Annotated in this window: 14 protein-coding genes and 2 pseudogenes; 9 read left to right on the top strand and 7 right to left on the bottom strand. The window is 44.2% G+C overall.

Annotation, left to right across the window (positions count from 1 at the left end; genetic code table 11):
- Nucleotides 1–280 precede the first annotated feature (280 nt).
- Nucleotides 281–541: a hypothetical protein gene (locus NLX74_RS20865; RefSeq protein ID WP_254329859.1), complete on the bottom strand. Its 261-nt coding sequence runs from the start codon at nucleotides 539–541 to the stop codon at nucleotides 281–283.
- Between the two features lie 469 nt (nucleotides 542–1,010).
- On the opposite strand from NLX74_RS20865, the gene aiiA reads away from it, so the two are divergent.
- The 5 genes from aiiA to NLX74_RS20840 all read left to right on the top strand — a co-directional run bounded on the left by aiiA (nucleotide 1,011) and on the right by NLX74_RS20840 (nucleotide 5,535).
- Nucleotides 1,011–1,769, top strand: coding sequence for a quorum-quenching N-acyl homoserine lactonase AiiA (gene aiiA / locus NLX74_RS20860; protein ID WP_165179822.1), 759 nt, complete (start codon nucleotides 1,011–1,013; stop codon nucleotides 1,767–1,769).
- Between the two features lie 14 nt (nucleotides 1,770–1,783).
- On the top strand, nucleotides 1,784–3,109 hold the full coding sequence (locus NLX74_RS20855; protein WP_254329858.1) for an MFS transporter: 1,326 nt from the start codon (nucleotides 1,784–1,786) through the stop codon (nucleotides 3,107–3,109).
- Nucleotides 3,110–3,154: 45 nt separating this feature from the next.
- The gene (locus tag NLX74_RS20850; protein WP_254329857.1) at nucleotides 3,155–4,543 is read left to right on the top strand and encodes an amidase; all 1,389 of its coding nucleotides are present in this window, start codon (nucleotides 3,155–3,157) and stop codon (nucleotides 4,541–4,543) included.
- Nucleotides 4,544–4,573: 30 nt separating this feature from the next.
- Nucleotides 4,574–4,765: a hypothetical protein gene (locus NLX74_RS20845; RefSeq protein WP_254329856.1), complete on the top strand. Its 192-nt coding sequence runs from the start codon at nucleotides 4,574–4,576 to the stop codon at nucleotides 4,763–4,765.
- Nucleotides 4,766–4,926: 161 nt separating this feature from the next.
- The gene (locus NLX74_RS20840) at nucleotides 4,927–5,535 is read left to right on the top strand and encodes a TetR/AcrR family transcriptional regulator (RefSeq protein ID WP_061830913.1); all 609 of its coding nucleotides are present in this window, start codon (nucleotides 4,927–4,929) and stop codon (nucleotides 5,533–5,535) included.
- 1,126 nt (nucleotides 5,536–6,661) lie between these two features.
- On the opposite strand, the pseudogene NLX74_RS20835 reads toward NLX74_RS20840, so the two are convergent.
- A pseudogene (locus tag NLX74_RS20835) lies at nucleotides 6,662–6,775 on the bottom strand (NAD(P)H-binding protein); the annotation flags it as partial.
- A 289-nt stretch (nucleotides 6,776–7,064) separates the two neighbouring features.
- The gene (locus NLX74_RS20830; RefSeq protein ID WP_416145773.1) at nucleotides 7,065–7,946 is read right to left on the bottom strand and encodes a LysR family transcriptional regulator; all 882 of its coding nucleotides are present in this window, start codon (nucleotides 7,944–7,946) and stop codon (nucleotides 7,065–7,067) included.
- 99 nt (nucleotides 7,947–8,045) lie between these two features.
- Between NLX74_RS20830 and dapA the strand changes: the two genes are divergently transcribed.
- Nucleotides 8,046–8,930: a 4-hydroxy-tetrahydrodipicolinate synthase gene (gene dapA, locus NLX74_RS20825; protein ID WP_367997052.1), complete on the top strand. Its 885-nt coding sequence runs from the start codon at nucleotides 8,046–8,048 to the stop codon at nucleotides 8,928–8,930.
- Nucleotides 8,931–9,367: 437 nt separating this feature from the next.
- Here dapA and NLX74_RS20820 read toward each other — a convergent pair whose 3' ends face one another.
- Together NLX74_RS20820 and NLX74_RS20815 are read right to left on the bottom strand one after the other, a co-directional pair.
- Entirely contained in the window at nucleotides 9,368–9,472 is a 105-nt protein-coding gene (locus NLX74_RS20820) for a DUF6254 family protein (RefSeq protein WP_023988604.1), read from the bottom strand.
- A gap of 232 nt (nucleotides 9,473–9,704) precedes the next feature.
- A complete protein-coding gene (locus tag NLX74_RS20815) occupies nucleotides 9,705–10,619 on the bottom strand; it encodes an arginase family protein (RefSeq protein ID WP_254329855.1) in 915 nt (304 codons plus the stop codon).
- Nucleotides 10,620–10,724: 105 nt separating this feature from the next.
- On the opposite strand from NLX74_RS20815, the gene NLX74_RS20810 reads away from it, so the two are divergent.
- A complete protein-coding gene (locus tag NLX74_RS20810; protein ID WP_013310350.1) occupies nucleotides 10,725–11,066 on the top strand; it encodes a winged helix-turn-helix transcriptional regulator in 342 nt (113 codons plus the stop codon).
- 152 nt (nucleotides 11,067–11,218) lie between these two features.
- On the opposite strand, the pseudogene NLX74_RS20805 reads toward NLX74_RS20810, so the two are convergent.
- Nucleotides 11,219–12,502, bottom strand: a pseudogene (locus NLX74_RS20805) (glycoside hydrolase family 2 TIM barrel-domain containing protein); the annotation flags it as partial.
- Nucleotides 12,503–12,564: 62 nt separating this feature from the next.
- Here NLX74_RS20805 and NLX74_RS20800 point away from each other — a divergent pair.
- Nucleotides 12,565–12,852, top strand: coding sequence for a helix-turn-helix transcriptional regulator (locus NLX74_RS20800; RefSeq protein ID WP_254329854.1), 288 nt, complete (start codon nucleotides 12,565–12,567; stop codon nucleotides 12,850–12,852).
- A 169-nt stretch (nucleotides 12,853–13,021) separates the two neighbouring features.
- Here the strand turns inward: NLX74_RS20800 and NLX74_RS20795 are convergent, their stop codons facing one another.
- The gene (locus tag NLX74_RS20795; RefSeq protein WP_250261367.1) at nucleotides 13,022–13,909 is read right to left on the bottom strand and encodes a LysR family transcriptional regulator; all 888 of its coding nucleotides are present in this window, start codon (nucleotides 13,907–13,909) and stop codon (nucleotides 13,022–13,024) included.
- Between the two features lie 111 nt (nucleotides 13,910–14,020).
- Between NLX74_RS20795 and NLX74_RS20790 the strand changes: the two genes are divergently transcribed.
- Entirely contained in the window at nucleotides 14,021–15,406 is a 1,386-nt protein-coding gene (locus tag NLX74_RS20790; RefSeq protein ID WP_254329853.1) for an MFS transporter, read from the top strand.
- Nucleotides 15,407–15,544 lie beyond the last annotated feature (138 nt).

The following is a 15,544-nucleotide window of genomic DNA, read 5'->3' as shown; positions in this document are numbered from 1 at the left end:
AAGAATGCCATAATGTCGATTGACAACCATGAAACCGGTGCATGACCTAAATACAAGAATAATCCAACGAGAAAACTAAATATAAAACTTATGCAAACAGTTTCAAACGAACGCCCTTAATAAAGCCTGAAGCAAAATTTGAATCTCTTAAACATTTCATCCCACCAATCTTTAAATCTCTGCAGTTGTCTCCATGCCGTGGTTTTTCCACCATTTGATCACAGTAACCGCTGACTCCCCAAGATCCTGTAAGTCAATAACGTGTACAGCATGACAACATTCAAGCTTTTACCCGGACTAGATGCCCCTCATGGATCGAAATCCATTCGTGCCGAGAGGAGTGAATTCTAATCGGGCTATCTTTCTCAAATGACCACTCGTATCTCCCTGGTATCCAGCCGTCCCCAAATTTAACCTCCATGTAGCTACCCGCTTGGATCTGCTTACCGGCAACAAAATGCCGCAGGCCATTGCCGCTGCCTTCGTGTCCAAGTGTAATCAGATCTTCAATCATTCCATCTTTTTTCGGCCGCGGAGTCATCGGGTCCTTCTCCCCAACCCACTTCCTGACTTTCAGTTCCAACCCAGGGATCGGTTCTATCCAATCCGCATCCTAATAATATGTTCCGGTATGATTCCGAAGTTATCCGCTGTAAATAGTGTTCTAAGCTGACTAAAAGAGGGCACTGTCACAATTTCCTCTCCTACTTCGGGTACCGTCGTAAGATTAAATCGGACCTCACTTCAGATACAAATTCATCGTTGCTTTTCAATTCAAATCGTGGCAGATGACTAATAAACTCGGATCGCTTTTTGCCAACTGCCTCTGCATCTTCTTCTTGCTTCCGGGATGCGTAAGGGTAGAGCAGATACATACCAATTGTTGCAGGTATAAGGCTTTTGCCGAAGCCCAACCGCCGATGACAAATTGACATCGGACAATTTGTCCGATATAATCAAAACAAAACGGACAAACTGTCCGAATTTATAATATGAAGGGTGAAACTGGGATGAATATAAAAAAGTTGTATTTTTTACCTGTAGGTGAATGTTTTCTAGATCAATCGGCAGTTAATCGAACCCTTGCCCCCGGGAAATTAGTCGGAATGCCTGTGTGGTCTTTTCTATTAGAAACGACCAGCGGGCCGATACTCATCGATACGGGAATGCCCGACGCTTTTATCAACAATCCCGATTACTACAAGGGGACTAGACGTGAAGGGCGCGTCGTCCCCAACATGTCTGACGGCGACTCGATCGTAAATGTGTTAAAGCGTGTAGGTTATCGACCTGACGATATTCAAATGGTCATTAGCTCCCATTTACACTTGGATCATTCTGGGGGAAACGGGCATTTCCGCAATACGCCGATCCTTATTCAAAGGGCAGAGTATGATGCGGCCATAAACAATGAGGATTACTCTCCATTAGAGTGCAGGCTGCCTGATTTACAATATCAAATCATTGAGGGTGACCATGAATTGATTCCGGGGGTTCAAATTTTATTCACTCCGGGTCATTCCCCTGGCCATCAATCAGTCCTTGTCACAACGGAAAAGTCGGGTCCAGTGCTACTGACAATTGATGTTGCTTATACTCGGGAGAACTTCGAGAATAGCGTACCGTTCTTGACATTCGATCAAGAGATGGCTGCCAAATCGATTACTCGCATGCAGGAGTTAATTCAGGATGTTCGGCCGTCCTATGTTTTCTTGGGACACGATAGAGATCAGGCGCAAAAATGCCGCACCTTTCCTGACTTCCTGTAATGGAGGGACAGGCCATGGATACTCAATCAATGGCTTTATCCGGCAATGAGCGGAAATTAATGGGGACACTTTGCTTGCTCATTATTTTCGGAAACATCAATATGACCATGTTTAATTTGTCTATACCTTCGATTTCCGCTGACTTTGCCCTCACCTCCTCGCAGGTGAGCTGGGTTATGGTCGGCTACAGCATTTTGATGGCTATCGGCGCCGGTACTTACGGCAAGTTAACGGAGTCCTTTTCCTTTCGCCAGCTGTATGTCATTGGTTTAATCCTTTTAGCTTTCGGCTCTATGATCGGCTTTTTTGCAGCTTCTTCATACTTGCAAGTCATCATTGGAAGACTGCTGCAGGCAGCAGGGGCCTCATCCATCTCTCCCCTGTCTTATGCGGCAGTAACCCTGTATTTTAAGCCTACAGTCAAGGGACGGGTGCTGGGAACCTTATCCGCCACAATTGCCTTTGCTTCCGGCTTCGGGCCTGTGTTCGGCGGTTTCGTGGAGCAATACTTTGGCTGGCGTGCTTTGTTCATTGTGTCCAGTCTGAGCCTATTTGTTATCCCTTTGATATACAAGTATGTTCCTGACAAGAAACACGACCGCGGTTCATTCGATTTTCTCGGAGCTGTTTTGTTCTCCGCGGGACTGGCGTTGGTTTTGCTAGGGGTTACGAACTATTGGTTTATGCTCATTGCAGGAGCAGCAGTTCTTCTATGGTTCGGTACTCATATTCAGAAAAAAGAACATCCATTTATCGATGCATCTTTCATGAAAAATGCTCCTTACCGACGAATTCTAGGGATTGGATTCCTTACCTTCGTATGCAACACGGGGTTAACCTTTACTCTTCCTGTCATGATGAAGAATTCCTTTCATTTACCAACTAGTAAAATCGGTCTGCTGATGCTTCCCGGTGCCGCCTGTGCAGCCTTGCTCGGATCCCGGATCGGAGGTTGGACAGATCGTTTCGGAAGCTCCCGCGTGCTTGTCATATCGCAAAGTCTCGTCATCAGCGGATTTATACTACTGGGGGTATCCGTACATTTGCCGCCATGGATCGACGCTTTATTGATCATTATCCTTATGATTGGATTCAACGGTGTCCTCACCTCTAGCAGCAATTTAGTTTCGACGACACTCCGTTCGGCTGAGCTGGGTGTAGGGATGGGTATTTTCACACTGGCCTATCTCCTAGGCGGAGCATTCGGACCTGCGCTGGTCGGCCGACTGATTGATCTTAAGATGCCTTTTTCTGTTGTTTATTTTACCATTTCCCTGTTGGCAATCCTGACATACTTATTCGCAAGAAAAGCAAATCGTAGCGGAAGCTATGGTAATTAGTTTGGTAGACTTACGACATGTCCGAAAGATACGGAGGATGAATAGATGAGTAAATTAAATTTCCAACTGTCCTTTGCTGCTATTCATGAGCTGGCCGAGGGGATCCGAACAAGGGAAATATCCCCGGTAGAGATTACAGAACATGCGCTTCACCGCATCGAACGTTTGAATCCGAAACTGAACGTTTTCGTTACCCACACGTCCGAACTGGCGATTGAACAAGCGAAGCAATCGGAACGCGATATTATGCATGGTCGGTACAAAGGGCCCCTTCACGGGATTCCCATCGTTCATAAGGATCTATATTACACTAAAGGGATCCGAACAACTGCCGGTTCAAAAATATTGAACAGCTTCGTCCCCGATTACGATTCGACGGTTGCAGCTAAGCTACATGAGGCTGGAACAGTTCTGCTAGGCAAAGTACAGACTCACGAGTTCGCTGCGGGATTGACAACAACTAGCCCGCACTTCGGTCCTTGCCTCAATCCGTGGAACACTGAACTTGTAACGGGAGGTTCAAGCGGCGGCTCGGCTTCTGCTTTAGCGGCTGGACTTACTTATCTGGGCACAGGCTCGGATACCGGAGGTTCGATCCGCATACCCGCTGCTTTGTGCGGTGTCGTAGGGATGAAGCCGACGTACGGTCGGGTCAGTCGGTATGGTATCATTCCAATGGCCTGGTCATTGGACCACTCGGGTCCGTTGACCCGCTGTGTCATGGATGCGTCCCTGTGCTTGGATGTGATGTCTGGCTTCGATCCAAAGGATGAATCGACTGTCGATCTGCCTGCGCCAGGTATCAAGATGTATCCGAATGGTCTCAGGGGTGTGCGTATCGGTTTGCCGACAAGCTACTATTACGAGGATTTGATGCCGGAAGTGGAAGCTGCGATGAAGGCCGCTATCAATAAATTCCGAGAACTGGGAGCAGAAATCATCGAAGTTAGCCTGCCCCTGATCAAACATGTTAGAAGTGCGACGATGGCCATTATGATGACGGAAATGTACTCGTACCACGAGAAGTGGCTTGAGACAGAATTGGAACAGTATGGACCGGACGTCCGAATGTTTCTTGAAAGCAGTAGAGATATTCCGGCTTCCATTTACCTTCAGTCTCAGCGGGCCCGGCAACTAATTGTCAATGATTTTTTGAATGCATTGTCCGGAATCGACATCTTGTTGACGCCGACAACACCGATCACTGCGCCGCGTGCAGATGATGATGCTAGTGTATTTAGATTGAACTCATTTACGGTTCCGACCAATTTGACTGGCTTGCCTAGCCTGAGCATGCCTTGCGGCTTCTCACCTTCCGGTCTGCCGATTAATATGCAATTGATTGGCCGCCCCTTCGAAGAAGCGACAGTACTAGGTATCGGCAATACTTATGAAATGAATACAGACTGGCACAAGAGACATCCGGATTTGTAAGCCTTGACTATATTTGATGGAGGGTAATCTATGGATCAAAAGCAACTTAACTCTGAAGTTAGCAGGAAAGCATCAACCGAAACCGGAACAGATACGACGAGCGACAAGAAAAAAGCATACGAGCAGTTTATTCATACGATCGCAAGTTTAAAGGAAATGGACCTATCGGGCATTGAACCGCATTTGCCTCCAATTTACAAAAAGCACTATACCAAGAAATAAAAAAAGGCTCATCGGTCGCCCAAATGAATGTATTTTTAATTTTTCACGAAATGTATTATAATATGAAGACGGACAACATGTCCTATACACGAAAAACGGACATATTGTCCGTTTTTCGTGTTAAATAACAGTTAAATTAATGATGAAAGGAGATGTTTATGATGAATTCAGAATCGCAATCTGTCTCTCTGAAAATTCCCAGAGAGGAGTTAAACCGAAGACGAATTTTGGCGGCGGCTAGAGAACTTTTCATCAAAAACGGTGTTGACAATGTCAATATGCATCAGATTGCGAAGACTGCTGGAGTAGGACAAGCAAGCCTATACCGTCGCTACTCGGATAAGGGCGACATATGTCAGGAGATCGCGTATGAAGAATACCAACCTTTGTTTGATGAAGTTCAAGCATTTCTTGATCAATCCCCAGAAACCGCTGCCTTGGACCGGCTTTACCATGTAATCGTAAGATATGTCTCTTTTTTAGAGGCGAAAGTTCCTTGGCTCTGTGAGGTCAGCCGGGCCTCAACCGGGCATCGTCCGTTACAATCTCCGTTATGTCAATGGATGCGCAATATAAGCAGAAATCTGCTAAATGAGGCCGTTGAACAGGGAGACGTATCCGGGGTGGACATTTCATATACTATTGAAGCCCTGCTGGCCGTGCTTCACAATATCGATTACCATCTCCAAGATGAAGGCTTTACAAGCCAACGAGTTCTTGATGGATTACACCGCATATTTATTGAAGGTTTAAGAGCGAATAGACATTAATTGAGGGGCTGGCCACAAAGCCACATAACATGGATGAGGGATAGTCCTGCGTAACTCCTCTTTTTATCTCATAATGGTATATTGAATGTACAAAGAAACCATATCCTTTCAAATGGTCGGGTGGTACCTCCATTTTACCCAGGAACGGTTTCTTATTGTTTTACAATTGGAGAACAGGACGTCCCTAGTCATTTTTATGACTTATGGGACAACCTTTTTTTCTGCCAATGGCTGCTATACGAATTGTCCGGATCGGACTTCCATGGCACGCTCTCCTTATTCGGTCTTCTTATCATCAGCAGCGCTCTTTCGTCTACTTCCTGTAGGCTTCGTAGCCTGAGAATCCATGGAGAACAAGCAGGTTTTCATCTTATGTATTCCAAAATTGCAGTTGAAGAGATTTGTACAGCACTTTTATCGTATGACTTCTTCTCTTGTTGCTTCTCAAGTTTCATCGAGGCTTCCAGTACAAAAGTCGGGTGATTCACTAAATCAGTAAAAAATATCTCTAGATCCTCACCATCAGGCCTCCTTAGCCACACATGAGGGGGATTTATGGTAACCACCTTGAACTTTTTCCCATAAAGACAACACTAAGCATATATCCTGATTTGGTTAAATGCCATACAACATTCCTCCATCTATTTTTTCTACTTGGGGGTTCACCTGTGTGTTTAGTAATATTATGCTACGGGATGAAATAAGCTCATTGAGATTGGTGATTAATGTTCCTTTTGCGATGAGGTGATAAATCAATGGTTTAATTAAGAGGGGATCTGTATTGTTTACGAATGTGGAGGCAAGATGGTCAACTGGACAAGACCCAAATACACTGAAGTCGATAGATAACAGGGTTATATACCATTGTGAATAGTACTTTCTCTCTTTTAAAAAATCTTTCAAAAACTTAAGGTTACGGGACAGAGATATCGGCGTTTTTTTGGGAAAACTACTTGATATTCCCAATCCTTTTTTGATGCGTATGTTCTACAATATTTATTACCCAATTCTGTTCGATCATTGTTTCGTTCTTCTTTGGGCTCCAGTTTTATTTGATAAAGTAATGGAATATGCCCTTGCCTAAAAACCAAAACATCAGGAACATGGAACCATTATGATAAGCATCAGCTTGTTCTTGTTTCCTAACCATCGCACGGACTGTGTGTTCTTTGTTTTCTTTCAAAAAATGGATAAGATGTTGTCCAATTTGTCCATTTGAACCTACCACCAAAACCTTCACCTAATCACTCCTCATTATTATATTTTTTCCTTTCCCATTAACTTAAATCACCATTCTTGGCAGTAAGGTCGATCATCTTGTTCTAATTAAACATTAAGTAACCGAATGGTTTAGTGAATACAACTATTGATTGCTTATTATCCAGAAAAAATACGGTCGATGATTTGAATAAACTTTGGTTCATCTTTGCTTTCTAAGTTCTCATCCTTCGGTACGTTTAACTTTGAGCGCTTCTGGTATCTACTAGGAAGCGCTCGTATTGTATATTAATTTTGATGTGGAGGAAAATCTATATTCTCATGCTCTCCATAAAAAAGCTCAATGCGTTGGACACCCACTTTTTGGGATGAAGAACAAGCTGAATTTCCAGCTTGAGCTCGGCATGCTCAAAGGGTAACACCTTCAGCTCTTCCCGTTCGATCTCCTCCAGTGCAGCCATTAGAGGTAGAATGGATATGCCCTCTCCAGTCTTGATGCTCCGTTTGATCGCTTCCGGATTACCCAGCTCCAGACTCACGCGATAGGTGATTCCATTTGCTCGAAGCACTCTCTCCAGCAGTTGTCTGTAGTTGCACGTATGCTCGGGCATGATCCACTCCGCATCAACCAGATCATTCAGGTCGATTCGCTCTTTAGCGATAAGCGGATGGTTCGGATGGACAATCAGCACAAGCGGTTCTTCTCGAATGGTAATCCACTGCAACGCCGGATTGCTTGAATCGTCCGCGAGGATCAATCCAACATCGGCCTCCCCTTCCCTCACCTGGTGCAAAATCATCTCTTCGCGATCCGTGTGCAATCGTATGTTCAAATCTGGGTATTCTTTGCGAGTCGCCTGCATATACGGCGGCAGAAAATACGAAGCGATGGAATCCATAGTACCGATCGTCATGGAGCCCCCGCCCTGCTTGGCCAATTTTTCTTTCGATTGCTCGAAAAGCTCCAGCATTTGTCCAGCAAGCTTGAACAGCTCTTCTCCGGCGGAGGTAAGACGAATCTTATTGTTATTGTAGCGCTCGAACAATTTAACTTGATACGTTTTCTCCAGCTTCTGAATCTGGGTCGTGACGCTGGATTGTGCGTAACCGAGCACTTCTGCTGCTCTTGTAAAGCTTTCACGAATGGCAACTTCCCGAAATGTTTGAAGATAAATGAAATCCAATCTGGCCACCCCATCGAAAATTTTGATTAGAATCATCGTTTATTATAGATAACTCTGATCCTGTTTCCTATGTTACATTAGATTTAATTCAACGGGAAGGGATAACTGATGATGATGAACGAACAACATATTCATGGGATTTTCATACCGCTGATTACACCTTTTACGCGTGACTATAAGTTGGACATCGATTCGTACCGGAAGTATGTTACCTATCTTGCAGGCCATGACATCCAGGGTCTGGTCGTTAACGGTACGACAGGAGAGTCGCCAACCGTATCCTGGGATGAAGTGAAGCAGATGGTACATGTGACGCAGGATGTTCTGAAGAGCATGAATAAAACCATTCCGATCGTCATTGGCACGGGAACGAACGATACCTATTCAACGGTGCATCGGACGGAAATGGCGGCTGAATTAGGAGCGGATGCAGCCATGGTAGTCACTCCGTATTACAACCGGCCGACGCAGGAAGGAATATTGGAGCATTTCCGTGTCGTATCTCGTGTAGGCCTGCCTGTGCTAGTATATGAGATTCCGGTTCGCACGGGTAGTCGCATGACAGTAGATACAATACGCAAAGTGCTGGACCTAGATGGCATAATTGGGCTCAAGGACAGCACGGGCGGTCTTGATCTGCTCTTAAAATTGACCCAGTACGAGACCAAGCCTGTCCTCTGCGGAGAGGATGCCTATTTCCATGCCATGCTATGCCAGGGGGCTACCGGTGGTATGCTTGCATCCGCTCATCTCCATATCCAGAAGTATGTGGATATATACCAACGTTTTGTGGCTGGCGACATGAACGGGTCGCGAGACAGTTTTATGCTACTAGAACCGATGATCCAGCATGTATTTGCAGAGCCAGCCCCGGCCGCGATCAAGTGGTGGCTTACCCAACAAGAGATTATTGCCGCCGAGCAATTGCGTCTGCCACTTATGCCCCTGTCGGATCAGGTGAAGCAGGGTCTCCTGAATTCAATCATATCCTGATAAATCAGCTTATCTCAGACTCCCCAATCATAACGTAGAAGAAGCATCTCCTGAACAGGAGATGCTTCAATTCTTAGCCGGAACAGGCAACCTGTAGAAAAACGAATTTAAGAAGATACCCTCTTTAGTAGAACGCTGCGCATCTTCATCCCCAACCAACCCCAACTGTCTGTCATCAGGAAAACATTTTTTACAAGTCCCGCTATCTGCATTGGGTTGTTATACAAAGAGAATATTATGAATAACTACATACTCAGCGTTTTCATCCTAATGAGGTCTACAATCTGAAAAGCTTACAAGCAATAGCTGGAAAGTTATTAGTAAATCCAGCTGCAACATTAAAGGGATTATTTCCTGTAAGCGAAATTATTGCAAAAAAAGGCTGCCGATGAATTTCACCGACAGTCCTTCTCTTTCAAGCAGTATACTCCTCACTCCTATTCGCTGGACAGCTCCTTGAGCGATTTGACTTTACCATGGGGATGCTGCTCTTGCTTTCGTGACTTCCAGGCTGCTTCTTTCCTTTTCTTCTGGTGAGCCATAACAGATATCCTCCTTTGGAAATTGTGATGTATACTACTTTCTTAAGTTGTCATTTCTCAGCTCTGTTCATTCATAAAACTAAATTCGTTGAATTTTCTCCTACATCTCACAATCCCAAATATAGGATGTCAAAATCGCTAATCATAAAAATGCACTCACGCACTTTATGTTTGCGGAGGTGTATTTTTATGATTAAGCAGATCATTGTTCTATTATAATCCATGTATGAACTTACTTATTTAAAATAGGTATCTCTCCAAGCAGATTCTTTAAATTAATAGCATCCCACGGCATATGCTCTGTTATACCTAATCCAACTACATCTGTTTCTTCAGATAGTTCTTTAATCAGATTAAGTAGCTGAGGCATTTGCATTGTTCCCGCGGGAGAAAAATTATAGGGCGCTTCAGGGTTGGCGAACAGTAAAGAACGAAATGCTTTTGGGTCAAGCACATCTAAATCAAGGTGAATAGCTAGATGCTTAATGCCACTTTCTTTAATCCACTCTCTAATAGATTCAGTACTATTCGTTAACTCTTTGGTTCCTGCAGTTTTAATCCCTAGTCTTTGAATCACTTCTGTGTCTGATTCTGCAGGAGCTATCCCTAGTCTTTGAAACGCTTCTGAAATGCCTTCTGTTTCTTGTTCTGTAGGAGCCGCTAATCCCGCGATAAAAACATTTTCAGGTTTTAGTGGGATTTTCACATGTTTTGCGAACTCCTCATCTCCTTCTCCCAAAAGATTTCCGAGCGGTAATGTATGTCCGTTATCATAGCCCACATATCTAACTAAATCACTGTGAGCATCGATCCAAATTAAACCTAATTCCCCACCGTATTGTTCGTTCAAATAGGCAAATGGAGCTTGTTCCACTAAGCAGTCACCACCAAACATTACAATACGATCTGGCTTATGAGCATCAATGATATGCTGAGCAGCCTCTAACTGTTCAAGTAGCTGTTTTCTCCCATTCATACCGTTTTCGTTTTCAAGCGGAGTACCGTTATAAGCTTGAATGGGAACATGAATAAGGGGTTGATCATTATCCGGAGCTAGCCAAGCAAGCAGTTCGGCTCCAAAAGAGTAATTAGGATTGTTTCCCCCTTGCCATTGTGGCATTAACAGACGTATTGTTTTTTTAGTCATGTTTTCTCTCCTTTACTTCAAAAGTAAGGTTAGTATAAACTGAACACAAATAAAAACGTAGTACGCACTATTTTGATAGGTACTACCCGAAAGGATATTGTAAACATGAGTATGGCTGAATTTAAAGGTAAAGTTAAAAACATTCAAGATACACCTTTTGGTTATACAGTTTCACTGATTGGTGGTAAATGGAAAATGGTTATTATTTATCTCCTAGCCGAAAACCGAACAGTTCGCTTTAATGATCTGAAAAGACAGATAGGGGCTATTACTTATAAAACATTGAGTTCACAACTAAAAGAATTGGAAGCGGATGGTCTGGTGAATCGGAAAGAATATCCTCAAGTCCCCCCTAAAGTCGAGTACAGTCTCACAGATAAAGCAGAAACGCTATTACCTGTTTTGGAAGGGTTATGTGAGTGGGGAACAAAAAACCAAAATAATTAAATCCAGTTTTCTAATAAAAAGCCTGTATGCGAAAAGTTGTCCTGTTTTCCAACATTGCTATTCCAAGTTTAAACCTCTAGTTAAGTGAATCCAGCAATGGCTGAACAACAGCATGCAGCCGTTCTGCAAATTCTATTATCTTAATTATCGCTTCAAGCTAGATTTATTTCCCGAATCACTTCAAGCGGAACCTTCGGTTTTCGGTCTTCCGTCAACAACCCGTTGACTTCCTGCTGTACATCGGTTACCTGTGTATAGCAATAGCCCGAGAGATAGGGGGTCGCTTTAATTGCTCCGGTGATTGCACGGAAACGTTCGATAAAAGCTTCGACTGAATCCACCTGGTTTCCGTATCCCCAGCCCTTGTCCGTCTGGAAGGCAATGCCGCCGAATTCGCTTATGATAATCGGTTGTCCTCGGTAGGCATATCCTTCTGCAAAGGCATATTTCCAATTGTTAAAGGAGATGCTGTTGTTTACGATGCTTTCCTTGTCCTGATATCGCTCCAAAAACTCTTCGCCCGTCTCCACATAATCATGAAGGGTCAAAATATCCGAGACCGTATGCTCCCAACCGTCATTGGTAACCACCGGACGATACGGATCAATCGTCTTCGTCAGATGATAGATGGTTTGCGTGAACTGCTGCTGCCTTACATCATGTCCAATGGTCGATATGCCCCACGATTCATTGAACGGGACCCAAGTTATGATGCTTGGATGATTGTACTGCTGCGGCACGATTTCCAGCCATTCCTTCGTAAAGCGGCTAACCGCCTGATCATTGAACTCAAAGGTCGACGCCATTTCTGACCAGACGAGCATGCCTTTCACATCACACCAATATAAAAAGCGAGGGTCTTCCAGCTTCATATGTTTACGAACCCCGTTATATCCCATCGCGGCTATTTTATCGATATCTTCGATAAGAGCTTCTTCAGAAGGGGGAGTCAGATGAGTTTCCGGCCAATAGCCCTGATCTAGAATCAGCCGCTGGTAAAGAGGGCCATTATTCAATAGAATCTGTCCGTTTTCAATCGATATTTTCCGCATGCCAAAATAAGAATACACCCTGTCGCTCTCTTTCTCATCCTCATACAGAGCAAACTCTACATCGAACAAGTTGGGCGATTCCGGTGACCACAAGCACTGCTTCCATGGACCACACGCTTCATGAAATACATGGGCCTCCACCGTTATCCAGGGCCTGTCGGCAGATAAGCTGACCTTTTTCACATGCTGTCCTTTCAGCGCAATCCGTGTCTCCAGGCGTAAATTATCTTTAGCCTCAATACCCATGAGCTGAAAGTCAAAGCGGATCATATGACGGTCGATATCCGGTATTATCTTGACCTCATTGATTCTTACCTCATTCACATATTCAATCCACACACTTTTCCAGATTCCGGTGCTCTGTACATAAAAGCATTCAAAGTTTCGGCACCTCTCCCGGCGGCACCGTCCATGAGAGGATTCGTCATACGGCGGAATATATTCGTATGCAATGTCGGAACATGCTCGATTTGAAGACAATGGCTGCGACGTCAGGTTATAGCTCCTTTCATTTTAGCCGGCTCTTCCATCAGCTCATGGGCAGCACCCCAGCTCAATATTTGCTCCAATGCCGAATAACGCTGGCCAAACATCTCCTTGTATCCACGGTACTCACTGTAAAGCAGATTGCACTGGAAACTGGCTTTCATCAAAGAAGCTATTTTATCAAGAGATTTCGGGAGCATACAGGCATCACGCCGGAGCAGTTTCGCCAGCTGAGAAGGATGGGTTAGTACAATCTAATAACTGTTCAATAGCTGGGCATGTGTGATTGGCAGCGTACAAATCGAAATTACAAATTTTGCAGTTGAATAAAAGAATAAGCGGCCGCTTAGGACGTTTGGTTAACATGTCCTACGCTACCGCTTCTGTTAATGTTTTTTATTTCAGTTATATATGGGATTATATTGTCTGTTTGGATATTGCTCCGAAATATTCTACAACTACCTCACGGAATTCCAGAGCAGCCCGCGAAATATACCGACTCCTGTGCCATAATAAAGCGATCTCCCGTACCAATTCGTGATTTTCTACTTGAAGATATTTAAGATGTTCCCGTGAATTTCTTGCCGTGCTTGGTATGAAGGCTATGCCAATTTCAGCTTCCACAAGCGTACTAAGCCTTGCAGGTTCATCCCCCTCATACACATACTTAGGTATAAAACCTTCCGATTTGCATACAGAGTCCACTAAATCGCGAGTACCGTAGCCTCTCTTTACACCGACAAACCATTCATCCCTTAGATCCGTCAACGTTACACTGCTTCGATCCGCCAGCCGATGCCCCTTTGGAACAGCTACAAGGATTGGATCGATAAACACGATTTGGCATTCGATGTCATCTCCCTCTATTGGAGGTGAGGACAAGCAAAAATCGACCTCTCCTCTATGAAGCAGCGTTACCATTTCCTGCGTGGTCAGCATTTGCACATGAAATTGAATATAGGGTCGCTTTTTCCGAAACTCTCGCAGAATATTGGGTAATGTGCTTGCGGTGGTCACTGCCAATTCGAGAGTGCCATGTTCCGGGCTGGATAAATCACTAAGCTCCTGCTTCCCCTGCTCCAATTCAAATAAAGCCCTCTCTGCACGGTGAAGGAATCTGCTTCCGAACTCATTCAATCGCAGTTTCCTCCCTGTTCGATCGAATAGAGGAACCCCCAGATCTTCCTCCAGGCGTTGAATCGTTTTGCTCAGCGACGATTGAGTAACGTGCAGACTTCGTGCAGCTTCGGTCACATGTTCCAAACGAGCTACCGCGAGAAAATATCGCAGTTGAAGAAGTTCCATTATGATCCCCCATTCATTCCCTCAAGTCAATGAGATTATAACATCAAATGCGTTGGAATAAATAATCGCTTTCAAGTACGATGATATTAATTCGCTATGGGGGGACCAGAAATGAGCGTTCGCAGCTGGTGGTTACTGATTTCAGTTGGTCTAGGGATACTATTGAACCCATTAAATTCTTCGATGGTTTCTGTTGCTATTCCAAGTCTGCAAAATGTATTCCAACTTGACTTTACAGGTGTTTCCTGGATTATTTTTTCTTTCTACATTGCAAGTAGCATCGCACAACCTGTCATGGGAAAGGCCAGCGATTTATTCGGTCGTAGGAGGATATTTCTTTCTGGGCTTGTTGTAAGCTTCATTGCATCATTATTAGCTCCATTATCACCAAATTTCGGGTGGCTCATCGTGTTCCGCATTGTGCAATCCATCGGAACAAGCATGATGGTTGGGGTTGGAATGGCTATTGTTCGAATTCATATTACAGAGAAACCAGCAACTGCGCTGTCTGTTTTGTCCATATTCCTATCTGGAGCAGCAGCGATTGGCCCCTTTATTGGCGGTGTCTTGATTCACTGGTGGAATTGGCCTGCTATCTTTTTCATCAATATTCCGTTTGTGGTGGCCAGCTTTGTATTGGCTTGGAGGACTATTCCTAAGGACGAACTGCCAACATCCGTAGCACGCAACATGTCCTTTCGTAAATGGTTTGAATTGATTGATGCATTAGGAATTCTGCTCTTCACAGTGGCTTTGGTTACCCTGCTCGTTGGATTACTCTCAGCAAAATCATCTGGACATATCTTATTAGGAAATGTCATTTTCGGGCTGGTAGGTCTCGTTGCGCTGGGGATATTCGTACGACATGAGTTAAAAGCGATATCACCCTTTATTCCTTTACGTACATTTGCCAAGTACCCTGCGATGACTTGGGTTAATGTTGAATTCATGCTCGTTAATGTACTATATTACTCGCTCTTTTTCGGACTTCCGTCCTACTTGCAAATGGTACGTCATGTCAGTGAGTTCCAAACAGGCATTCTCATGCTAAGCTTAGGCTTGTGCTCGCTAATTACTTCTCCAATTGCAGGACAATGGATCGATAAATCAGGACCCCGACCGGCATTGCTGGTGTCCGCAATTCTGATGACATTGGGGTCAGTGTGGCTCGTGACATTGAATCCAACTTCACCGGTTATCAGCGTGTGTTTGGCTTTAGCTGCATTCGGTATTAGCAACGGTTTGAACAATGTAGGTATGCAAGCAGCACTGTTCCAAAGTTCTCCAAAAGAAATAATCGGTGTAGCATCCGGATTATTTAACACATCAAGATATCTGGGAACCATTATCTCTTCATTATTGATAGCTATCGTAATGGGAGGTACGTTTAGCTTCAAGGGATTTCAAATGCTTGGGATTATCCTCACGGTAATTGCATTGTCTATGGTATTCATGAGTCGACAGCACTGGAAGTCAGCGCAATTGCATGAGTCGTAGTCCCACAAAGTTCATATCTTAACCATTGCGAGGCACCAATCATCATGCATCCAATGTCATTTATTTGGCGTAAAGATCTACTACAACAAGTTTTAATTCAGCGACATTGCTACATAAAACTTCGCTACATTCAAACCA

The organism is Paenibacillus sp. MZ03-122A (assembly GCF_024213325.1).
Taxonomy (GTDB): domain Bacteria; phylum Bacillota; class Bacilli; order Paenibacillales; family Paenibacillaceae; genus Paenibacillus; species Paenibacillus polymyxa_B.
This window is presented reverse-complemented; position numbering and strand designations above follow the sequence as displayed.

Excerpts from the sequence above, each read along its gene's own strand:
- NLX74_RS20865 (WP_254329859.1), bottom strand. The coding sequence starts at position 541 with ATGACTCCGCGGCCGAAAAAAGATGGAATGATTGAAGATCTGATTACA.
- aiiA (WP_165179822.1), top strand. The coding sequence starts at position 1,011 with ATGAATATAAAAAAGTTGTATTTTTTACCTGTAGGTGAATGTTTTCTA.
- NLX74_RS20855 (WP_254329858.1), top strand. The coding sequence starts at position 1,784 with ATGGATACTCAATCAATGGCTTTATCCGGCAATGAGCGGAAATTAATG.
- NLX74_RS20850 (WP_254329857.1), top strand. The coding sequence starts at position 3,155 with ATGAGTAAATTAAATTTCCAACTGTCCTTTGCTGCTATTCATGAGCTG.
- NLX74_RS20845 (WP_254329856.1), top strand. The coding sequence starts at position 4,574 with ATGGATCAAAAGCAACTTAACTCTGAAGTTAGCAGGAAAGCATCAACC.
- NLX74_RS20840 (WP_061830913.1), top strand. The coding sequence starts at position 4,927 with ATGAATTCAGAATCGCAATCTGTCTCTCTGAAAATTCCCAGAGAGGAG.
- dapA (WP_367997052.1), top strand. The coding sequence starts at position 8,046 with ATGATGATGAACGAACAACATATTCATGGGATTTTCATACCGCTGATT.
- NLX74_RS20820 (WP_023988604.1), bottom strand. The coding sequence starts at position 9,472 with ATGGCTCACCAGAAGAAAAGGAAAGAAGCAGCCTGGAAGTCACGAAAG.
- NLX74_RS20815 (WP_254329855.1), bottom strand. The coding sequence starts at position 10,619 with ATGACTAAAAAAACAATACGTCTGTTAATGCCACAATGGCAAGGGGGA.
- NLX74_RS20810 (WP_013310350.1), top strand. The coding sequence starts at position 10,725 with ATGAGTATGGCTGAATTTAAAGGTAAAGTTAAAAACATTCAAGATACA.
- NLX74_RS20800 (WP_254329854.1), top strand. The coding sequence starts at position 12,565 with ATGCAATGTCGGAACATGCTCGATTTGAAGACAATGGCTGCGACGTCA.
- NLX74_RS20795 (WP_250261367.1), bottom strand. The coding sequence starts at position 13,909 with ATGGAACTTCTTCAACTGCGATATTTTCTCGCGGTAGCTCGTTTGGAA.
- NLX74_RS20790 (WP_254329853.1), top strand. The coding sequence starts at position 14,021 with ATGAGCGTTCGCAGCTGGTGGTTACTGATTTCAGTTGGTCTAGGGATA.